Below are 10195 nucleotides of genomic sequence, written 5' to 3' on the forward strand. Positions count from 1 at the left end.
CGGGTGTGCCCGAAGGGTCGGCACCGCGGGTCGCCGGTTTCTCACGGGCCGTCATGCCGCCGGGCGCGAGGGCCGCTTCGGCGGGCTCCGGGGCGCGCGCCGGACCTGACGGGGTGAGGGCCCCAGGGCATCGACCACTTGCCGGGTGAGAGACAATGGAGGCTCTGTCAGGGCGGGTTGTATGAGGGGACGCATGTCGGAGGCGGAGCGGGCGGGGACATCTCGTCAGGAGACTCGTCAGGACAAGAGCGGACGGCGTCTCCTCGCCGGGCGGTACCGGCTGGGAGACGTGCTGGGCCGCGGCGGCATGGGCACGGTCTGGCGCGCCGAGGACGAGACCCTGGGCCGGACGGTCGCCGTCAAGGAACTGCGGTTCCCGTCGAACATCGACGAGGAGGAGAAGCGGCGCCTGATCACGCGCACCCTGCGCGAGGCCAAGGCGATCGCCCGGATCCGCAACAACAGCGCGGTGACGGTCTTCGACGTGGTCGACGAGGACGACCGGCCCTGGATCGTCATGGAACTGGTGGAGGGCAAGTCCCTCGCCGAGGTCATCCGCGAGGACGGCGTGCTGAAGCCCCGGCGCGCCGCCGAGGTGGGCCTCGCCGTCCTGGACGTGCTGCGCTCCGCCCACCGCGAGGGCATCCTGCACCGGGACGTGAAGCCGTCCAACGTGCTGATCGCCGACGACGGCCGGGTCGTCCTCACCGACTTCGGCATCGCGCAGGTCGAGGGCGACCCGTCCATCACCTCCACCGGCATGCTCGTCGGCGCCCCCTCCTACATCTCCCCGGAGCGCGCCCGCGGCCACAAGCCCGGACCGGCCGCCGACCTGTGGTCGCTCGGCGGCCTGCTGTACGCGGCGGTCGAGGGCGTGCCGCCGTACGACAAGGGTTCGGCGATCGCCACGCTCACCGCGGTGATGACCGAGCCGCTGGAGGAGCCCAAGAACGCGGGCCCGCTGCGGGGCGTCATCTACGGCCTGCTCAGCAAGGACCCGGCCAAGCGGCTCGACGACGCCGGGGCCCGGGCGCTGCTGAACAAGGTGATCCACGCGCCCGAGGCCGAGCCGCTGGACGCCACCCGGGTGGTGCCGCTGCCGGTGCAGCCCGACGGCGAGGGCAAGCGGGGCGAGGAGGCCGCGGAGAAGCTGCGCGGCGCGCTGCGTTCGGTCCGCAAGGCGGCCGGCGCGGCCGGCGCGGCGGCGGCCACGAACAGGCCGAAGAGCGGCGAGGCGCCCGGGGCGAAGGGCGCCGGCGGGGCGGTGGCCGGCCGTCCGGCCGGTGACCGTACGGCCGGGGGTGCGGCTCCCGGGGGCGCGGCCGCCGGTCGTACCGCGTCCACCGGTCCGGGCGCCGCCGTGCCCGCCCCCGGGGCGCGCAACCCCGGCGGCACCGGCGCCAAGCCCGGTTCGGGCTGGCCCGTGATGCCGCCGCCGGACCTGGACCTGCCGCCGCGGCAGGCGCCGAGGGCGCCGCTGACCGATGTGGTGCCCAGACGCACGCTGGTGATCGTCGCCGTGGTGGTCGCCCTCGCGGTGCTCGGCACCGTCCTGGCCCTCGCGTTCGGCGGCGACGACAAGGACGACAAGGGCGCCGCCGAGGCCCCGGCCGGCGCGAGCGCCTCCGCCGGGCACGCCCAGGGCAAGGAGCCGGACGGCGGCACGCACACGGACGGCGGGAACTCCGCCCCCGCCGGTACGGCGTCCGCGCCCGGCACCCGTGCGAGCACGGCCGCCGACGAGGGCGGGAGCGCGCCCGCCGTCTCCACCCGCAAGGGCGGCCAGGGGTACGCGATCGGGCTGCCCAAGGGGTGGTCGTACCAGTCCCACGGGTCCGCGGGCGACCGCTACACCGGGCCCGGCGGGCAGAAGCTGCTCGTCGCCTGGACCGGCACGCCCAAGGACGACCCGGTGGCGGACTGGAAGAACCAGGAGCGCTACATGGTGCGCTCGCAGTACCACAAGGTCCGGATAGAGAAGGTGGATTACCGCGGCTGGAACACGGCCGACTGGGAGTTCACCTACGTCGACGGCGGCACCGAATACCGCACGATCGACCGCGGCTTCGTGGTGAACGGCCACCTCGGGTACGCACTGATGTACACCGCGAAGGCCGGCGAGTGGGACGGCGACCTGCGCAAGGACACCTGGAAGACCCTGACGGAGTCGTTCCGGCCCAAGTCCTAGAGGCCCCCGGACGGGCGTGGTCTCACGGGCGGTGGACCGGGCGTTCGTGCCGGCGGTGGGTGGTCCATGCCCGTCGCGTCATGCTGCGGACGGTGATGGTGGTGCCGGCGAGGTCGAAGAAGACGTCGATGGCAGTCGCCCGGCGCTCGTGGCAGCGGGCGAGGCGGTGGAAGGCGAGGCGTTCTGCCAGGCGTGGCCCTTTCGACAGGCCACCGCCTGCGGCGGGGCCGCCGAGGCGGCCGCCCGCCCGGACCGAAAAACAGAACCTGGGCGGGGCACGGTCGGACCGTAGCCCGTTCGAAGCTCCTTCGAGGCCTGTTCGAGGCCTGATAATCCGTCATCCGCACGGTGCGGGTTGCCCCGGGCACGTATCGTGAATGGTTGCGGACCGTACGAAGCCGGGGGAGGGGGAGGCGGAATGGACGACTACGCGGGCCGGGTGCTGGCCGACCGCTACCGTCTGCCGCTGCCGCCGTCCGACGCGTACGAACTCACCGAGACCCGCGCCTTCGACACGTACAGCGGGCAGGAAGTGCTGGTCCGCCAGGTGCCGCTGCCCGAGGTCGTCGAGGCGGAGGTGCTCGACGCGGAGGGGCTGCCCGAGGGGTTCACGGCGCGTGGGCACGGCGCGCGACCCGCACCGGGTGCGGGCGCCGCGACACGGCAGCCCGCCGATCCCGCGGTGCGGCGCGCCGTCGAGGCCGCCCAGGCGGCGGCCGCCGTGCCCGACCACCCGCGCCTCGACCAGGTGTTCGACGTGTTCGCCGAGGGCGGCTCGCTGTGGATCGTGAGCGAGTGGGTGGCCGCGCGTCCGCTGGCCGCGCTGCTCGCCGAGCGGCCGCTCACCCCGTACCGGGCGGCCGAGGTCGCCTCCGACGTGCTCATGGCGCTGCGGGTGCTGCACGCCCACGGCTGGGTGCACCGCAACGTCACCGCCCGCACCGTCCTCGTCTGCGACGACGGCCGCGTCCTGCTGACCGGCCTCGCCTCGGGCGCGGCGGAGGAGGCGCTGTGCGGCTACGACCCGGTCCCGGGGCGGGAGGACGACGGGGAAGGCTCCCCGGAGCGGCCCGGGGACCGGGACGCGGGCCAAGGCGCCGGGCATCCCGGGGCCGGCGGGGCCGCGCCCGGTGCCGTGGACGCCGAGGCCGCGCGCCGGGCCGCCATCCGGGCGCGGGCGGCCGGCGGGGCGTCCGGTGCCACCGGGACCGGACCCGGCGGACCCGGTGGCGGTGGGCCCGGCGGGCCCGCTCCCGCGGGGCGGCAGGCGCCGGAGAGCGGCGCGGACATCCGTGCCGCGCGGGCCGGTGCCATCGCCGCGTACCGGGCCGGCGCCCGCGCCGCGGCCCGGGTGCAGGAGGCCCAGCAGAACGGACGCGCCGCCCTGCCGGGTGCCCGGCGGCCCGCCGAGGACGGCCCCGGCCCCGACCGGGCCGTCCGGGACGACGGCACGGCGCGGTCCCCGTACCCCGCCCCGTCCGGCCTCACCGCCGATCCCTACGGGGTGCACGGCGGCGAACCGGGCGTCGCCCCGCGCGAGCTGGAACCCGCGCGCCGGCAGGCCCCCGCCCCCGTGCCCGCCGTCCCTCCGCGGGCCGGCGCCGGCTGGGACCACGCCGGTCCCGCCACCGGTGGACGGCAGCCCGCCGGCGCGCTCGCCGCCGAGCGGGCCCGGCAGGCGCGGATGGCGGTGGTCGGGCCGGTGACCGAGCGCTGGGCGCCGGAGCAGGCCGGGCCCGTGCACGAGAACTGGCAGCTGGCGCCGCCGGTCGGGCCCGCCACCGATCTGTGGGCGCTGGGCGCGCTGCTGTTCCGGGCGGTGCAGGGGCACGCGCCGTATCCCGAGGAGTCCACCGCCGAGCTGGTGCAACTGGTGTGCGCCGAGCCGCCCGCCTACGCCGAGGAGTGCGGACCGCTGCGGCCGGTCGTGGAGTCGCTGCTGCGCCAGGACCCCACCGAACGCCCGGACTTCGAGGAACTGAACGGCTGGCTGCGCTCGCTGGTGCGCTCCGCGCCCGAGCCGGAGGCCGGTACCCGGGTCGTGCCCGTGCCGCCGGCCGACCCGCGCCGGCTGCCGATCGTGCGGCGCCGCGGTGAGCTGGTGCGGCGACGCCGGGCCCGGCTGCCCGAGACGCATCCCCACGGACGGCACAAGCGGGGCCGCGAGGAGGCGGGTTCACCCCGCAGGCTGGGCCGGGTCCTGCTCCTGCTGATCCTCCTGCTGCTGGCCGGAGCGGTCGCGTACGCGATGCTGTTCATGCCGAAGCAGCACGCGCACGGCGGGGCCCCGGGCGGCACGGACCGCACCACCGGGCAGCCGGCCCCCGCACCCTCGCGCACCCAGGGCGGCCCGTCCGCCGGCGAGACCCAGAACGGCGGCGCCTCCTCCGTCCCCGACGGCTTCACCCTGCGCGAGGACCCCGAGGGCTTCGAGATCGCCGTGGCCAAGGGCTGGAGCCGCGCCCCGAAGAACGGCAGCGGCGAAGTCGTCTACGCGCACGGCGACTTCCAGCTCATCGTCGTACCCGGACGGGACGGCGCCTCGTCGTACGGCAGCGATCCGATGGCCTATCAGCGGGACAAGGAGCGCGAACTCCAGCCGTACCGCGACTCCAGCTGGGCCACCGCCACCGGGCTGCGCACCATAGAGGTGGGCGGACGGACCATGGCCGAGGGGCAGTTCACCTGGACCGACGGGCAGGGACGGGACCTGTTCGTGCGCAACATGGCGATCCTGCTGGACGGCCGCTACCACATCCTCCAGGTCCGCGGCCCCGACGCCGACCGGGACGAGGTGACACGGTTGTACGAGGAAGCTACCGCGACGTACCGCTACACCGGCTGAGCAACGCGTACACAACTCCCCTGTTCCGGCGCGCCGGTTCCCGTTCTGGCGCGGAAATGACCATCGTCACAGTGCGGTTTCCAACGGACCCCGCTTGTTCCCCCCGAACGGGCCGGTCCTTAGTCTGACCCTGACAAGAGCATTGCGGGGCAACGTGAATCAGATGCAGGGCCTGCTCATCGCGGGCCGCTACCGGCTCGTCGACTCCATCGGCAGCGGCGGCATGGGCCGGGTGTGGCGCGCGCACGACGAGGTGCTGCACCGGGCGGTCGCCGTCAAGGAGCTGACCGCGGCGCTCTACGTCCCCGACAGCGAGCAGGCCGTGCTGCTGGCCCGCACCCGGGCCGAGGCGCGGGCCGCGGCGCGCATCAACCACTCCGCCGTCGTCACCGTGCACGACGTCCTCGAACACGACGGCCGCCCCTGGATCGTGATGGAGCTGGTCGAGGGCAACTCGCTGGCCGACGAGGTCAAGGAGCGGGGGCGCGTGGAGCCCCGGGAGGCGGCGCGCATCGGGATGTGGGTGCTGCGGGCGCTGCGCGCCGCGCACTCCGCAGGCGTCTTGCACCGGGACGTCAAGCCCGGCAACGTCCTCCTCGGCCGGGACGGCCGGGTGCTGCTCACCGACTTCGGCATCGCCCAGATCGAGGGCGACTCCACCATCACCCGCACCGGAGAGGTCGTCGGCTCGGTCGACTACCTCGCGCCCGAGCGGGTGCGCGGCCACGACCCCGGCCCCTCCTCCGACCTGTGGGCGCTCGGCGCCACGCTGTACACGGCGGTCGAGGGGCGTTCGCCGTTCCGCCGCACCTCGCCGCTGAGCACCATGCAGGCGGTCGTCGAGGAGGACGCCGAGGAGCCGCGGCACGCCGGGACGCTCGGTCCGGTCATCGCCGCGCTGCTGCGCAAGGAGCCGGCCCAGCGGCCGGGCGCGGAGGAGGCCGAGCAGATGCTCGCCGAGGCCGCGGCGGGCCGGCGGCCCCACACCGCCCAGGCGTTCGTGCCGACCCAGGGCACGGGCCTGCACGGATCGGGTACGGGTGCGTACGGGCCGGGTACGGGTGTGCACGGGACCGGCCCGGGTGCGCAGGTGCCCGGTGCGGGTGCGCACGGGCCGGGGGCACCGGCCGGGCCCACCGCGGTGTACGGCTCCGGGACGAACGCCTCTGCCCAGGGCGCCGGTTCGGCGGCGACCGGCTACGCCGGCGCGGCCGGCGGGGTGACGCCCGTGGGCCCCACGACGGTGGGCCCGGTGCCGGCGCACACCGGTGGACGGCCGGGCCGCCCCCGGCGCCGGCTGCGGACGCTCGCGCTCGTCGTCGCCGTCGCGGCCGTGCTCGGCGGCGGTGCCGCGGTGGGCTTCCAGCAGTGGAACGACGCGCGGCAGGACGGCACGACGTCCGGCGATCCCGCCCCGGCCCCGACGTCCTCGGCGAGCCCCGGCGACCAGCCGGGCCCGGCCGGCACCGTCCCGGAGAACTGGGAGACCCGCCACGATCCGCTGGGCTTCAGCATCTCGCTCCCCAAGGGCTGGAAGCGCCAGGTCTACGGCATCAACGGCCCCCTGAAGCAGATCGACTACACCCCGGACGGCGGCAAGCACTTCGTCCGCATATCCATCGACTCCTCGCCGGACTTCGCCGACCCCTACGCGCACCAGGTGGACCTGGAGCAGCAGCTGCAACGGCTGGTCGACTACCGGCGGGTGACCCTGAAGCAGAACGTCTACCGCGACCGCAAGGGCTCGCTGTGGGAGTACACCTGGACCGCGCTGCAGAAGGACCCGCCCTATGTGCCGGGCCCGCGCCACGCCGTCGAGGAGACGTACTTCTCCCGCGAGGGCACCGAGTACGCCCTCTACATGTCCGGGCCCGCCGCCGACTGGCCCAGGACCTCCAAGCAGTTCAAGTGGGTCCTCCAGAGCTGGCAGCAGCCGAGTACGACGAGATGACGGGCGCTGGCCCGAACGGGTGCGCTTTGCGACTGAAACGGCTGAAAAAGAGTCACTGAGCGGCCCGGCTTGGCCGATCGGAGCCACGGAGCGGGTGGGTCCGTTGCGGCATGATGGGCCCATGGGGACCGAGGGCGCCGACTTCCGGGTGATCGCCGGCCGTTACCGCCTGGAGGCGCGTATCGGGCGCGGCGGCATGGGTGTCGTGTGGCGGGCGAGCGATCTGCTGCTGGGCCGGCTGGTCGCGGTCAAGGAACTCCTCGCGGACGACTCGCTCCCCGAGGACGACGTCCGGCGCCGCCGCGACCGGACCCTCCGGGAGGCCCGCGCGGTCGCCCAGCTGCGGCACCCGCACATCATCGTCGTGCACGACGTGGTCGAGCAGGACGAACGGCCCTACCTGGTCATGGAGTTGATCGACGGCTGCTCGCTCGCCGACCGGATCGCCCGGCACGGCCCGATGACCCCGGTCGAGGCCGCCCGCATCGGGATCGCCCTGCTCGGCGCCCTGCACACCGCGCACGAGGCCGGGGTGCTGCACCGGGACATCAAGCCCGCGAACGTGCTGATCGAGACCGCCACCGACCGCGTCGTCCTCACCGACTTCGGCATCGCCCAGGTCTCGGGCGCCACCACGCTCACCGAGACCGGCTCCTTCGTCGGCTCGCCCGAGTACACCGCCCCGGAGCGGATGTCCGGGGTGCGCACCGGCCCGGAGTCCGACCTGTGGTCGCTGGGCGCGCTGCTGTGCACGGTGCTCAGCGGCGAGTCGCCGTTCCGGCGCGACTCGCTCGGCGGCATCCTGCACGCCGTGGTCACCGCGGAGATCCGGCCGCCCGTCCAGGCCGAGCCGCTGCTGCCCGTCGTACGGGGCCTGCTGGAGCGGGACCCGGACCGGCGGCTCGGCGCGCAGGAGGCCGAGCGGATGCTGCGGGTGTACCTGGAGACCGGGCGCACCCCGGGGGCCGCGGAGGCGGCCGGCGCGCCGCGCGGGCACCGGCTCGGGATGGGCCGGGCGCCGAAGACCGTGCCCGCGCCGGAGCCCCCGGCCCGGCCCGGCGTGTCCGACCCGCCGCCCGGCGCGCCCGGGCCCGCCACCGAACCGGTGCCCGCGCGGTCGTCGACCCGCGGGACGCTGGTGGCGGCGCTGCTCGTCGCCGCGCTGGCGGGCGCGGGCGTCTCGGCCGCGACACTGCTGCTCAACCGGCACGAGAGCGGGGGCGGCGGCAGCCCGGGCGGGACGGCGACGACCCCGGCGACCGGCACCGGCACGAGCCGGACTCCGTCGCCCTCGGCCGGGCAGCGCGCCACCCCGTCCGCTCCGGGCCTCACCGGCACCGCCGGTCCGGGTCCCCGCGGCGCGCCCTCCGGCTACCGCACGGCCCGGGACCCGGCCGGTTTCTCGCTCGCCGTGCCACGGGAGTTCGTCCGCAGCCCGCAGGGCGAGCGGGTGTTCTACCTCTCGCCGGAGGGCACGTACCGCCTCGGCGTCAAGGTCGCCGACGCCCGACCGGGTGGCCCGCAGGCCGCGATGAGCACCCAGGCGGCCAACGGGGCGGTGTCCAACCCCGGTTACCACGACGGCCGCGTCACCCGCACCACGCACGACGGACACCCTGCCGCCCTCTGGGAGTTCACCTGGAACGGGTACAGCGCGGCGGAGGGCCCGCGGCACACCTACGACCTGTGCTGGGAGGAGTCCGGGCGGCTGTACGACGTGTGGGTGTCGGCGCCGGTGGGGAAGGCGCGCGAGGCCCGGGAGTACTTCGACGTCGCGCTGGACACCTTCGCGCCCGGCGGTTTTTGAGACGAGCCGTGTCCCTCGGCCGCCGGGGGAGCGCACGGAACCCGGCCGGACGCCGGTGGCCGGCCCGGGCGCGGCGGGGCGGGTTCGCTCCGGGACGGTGGACCGTGAGGCCGTCGTCGAGGAACCGCGGACACCGGACCGCCTTCCCGAACGGGAACACGGCCGTGAACACGCCGTGTTCGTCGGGACATGCTCCACAGCCCGGTGCAGGTCCTGCGGCCGCGGTGCGCCGGCTGCTTCTGCCCCGACCCGCGACAGGCGGCTGCGAGCAGGCGGCGGGTGCTGCAACGGGCGGCAGAGGAGCGGGCATCGGCGATCCCCGCGCACTTTTCGGGCGCCGGCGCCGTCGAAGTAGGCTCAGTGGTCGGAGAGTTGGCGTTACGGCGGTGGGCGGCCCGACCGTACCGCTTCGACAACGGCGTGCCGCGCGGGGTACTGATGGGGCATGGCTGAAGACGGCGCACACCCGCCCGGCGCACGGCTGATCGGCGGGCGCTACCGGCTGACCGACCGCCTCGGCACCGGCCCCACCGGGACCGTGTGGCGGGCCCGGGACGAGGACGGGGAGGGGCACGGGCGCGTCGCCGTCAAGGAGCCCCTGCTGCCCGGCGACCCGGCCGAGGACGAGGACAGCGCCCGGCTCTCCCACCGGCTCTACCGGGAGGCCCGCGCGGCCACCCGGGTGCGGCATCCCTGCGCCGTCACCGTGTACGACGTCGTCACCGAGGCCGGCGTCCCCTGGATCGTGATGGAGCTGGTGGAGGGCGAGTCCCTGGCCGCGGCCCTGCGCCGCGGACCGCTGCCGCCCGCCGAGGCCGCCCGCATCGGGCTCGCCGTCCTCGGCGCCCTGCGCGCCGCGCACGCCGTGGGCATCGTGCACCGCGACCTCAAGCCGGCCAACGTGCTGCTGGAGTCCGGCACCGGCCGGGTCGTCCTCACCGACTTCGGCATAGGCGACGGGCCCGCGGGGGACACACCCGCCGCCTTCACCGCCCCCGAGCGCGCGGCGGGCCCCGGCGCGGGACCCGCCTCCGACCTGTGGTGCCTGGGCGCCCTGCTGCGCACCGCCGTCGGCGACGCGGACCCCGGCCCGCTCGGCCCCCTCCTGGACCGGCTGCTCGCCGAGCGGCCGGAGGCCCGGCCCGGCGCCGAGCAGGTGGCGTCGGCGCTGCGGGAGTACCTGGGGGCGGCGGACGGACCGGACGGCATGGACGCACACGACGCGGACGCGCACGACGCGCATGGCATGAACGCGCACGGCGAGGAAGAGCACGGCGCGCATGGCGCGGATGCGCACGGCACGGACGCGCACGGCTCCGCCGCGCCGGAGGCGATGGGCGTACCGGATGCCGCGGACGCACCGCCGGTCATGGACGCGCCGGACGCCGTGGCGGCGCCGTCGTC

Annotated in this window: 5 protein-coding genes and 1 pseudogene; 5 read left to right on the forward strand and 1 reads right to left on the reverse strand. The window is 75.9% G+C overall.

Features of this window, described 5'->3' with window-relative positions:
• Positions 1–193: 193 nt before the first annotated feature.
• The gene (locus FRZ03_RS03305) at positions 194–2188 is read left to right on the forward strand and encodes a serine/threonine-protein kinase (protein WP_146463627.1); all 1995 of its coding nucleotides are present in this window, start codon (positions 194–196) and stop codon (positions 2186–2188) included.
• Positions 2189–2210: 22 nt separating this feature from the next.
• Here FRZ03_RS03305 and FRZ03_RS39990 read toward each other — a convergent pair.
• Positions 2211–2403 (reverse strand): annotated as a pseudogene (locus tag FRZ03_RS39990) (IS5/IS1182 family transposase); the annotation flags it as partial.
• Between the two features lie 203 nt (positions 2404–2606).
• Between FRZ03_RS39990 and FRZ03_RS03315 the strand changes: the two are divergent.
• The 4 genes from FRZ03_RS03315 to FRZ03_RS03330 form a co-directional block, all read left to right on the forward strand.
• Positions 2607–5033 (forward strand): protein kinase, encoded by a 2427-nt coding sequence (locus FRZ03_RS03315; RefSeq protein WP_146463628.1) that lies wholly within the window; start codon positions 2607–2609, stop codon positions 5031–5033.
• A gap of 163 nt (positions 5034–5196) precedes the next feature.
• Positions 5197–6984 carry a serine/threonine-protein kinase gene (locus tag FRZ03_RS03320; protein ID WP_146463629.1) on the forward strand — a complete coding sequence of 596 codons (1788 nt, stop codon included), beginning with the start codon at positions 5197–5199 and terminating at the stop codon, positions 6982–6984.
• Positions 6985–7105: 121 nt separating this feature from the next.
• Positions 7106–8791, forward strand: coding sequence for a serine/threonine-protein kinase (locus FRZ03_RS03325; RefSeq protein ID WP_146463630.1), 1686 nt, complete (start codon positions 7106–7108; stop codon positions 8789–8791).
• A gap of 445 nt (positions 8792–9236) precedes the next feature.
• Positions 9237–10195: serine/threonine-protein kinase (locus FRZ03_RS03330; protein WP_261398494.1), on the forward strand; the 959-nt coding region annotated here is incomplete at its 3' end.

The organism is Streptomyces misionensis, from assembly GCF_007896895.1.
Lineage (GTDB): Bacteria > Actinomycetota > Actinomycetes > Streptomycetales > Streptomycetaceae > Streptomyces > Streptomyces misionensis_A.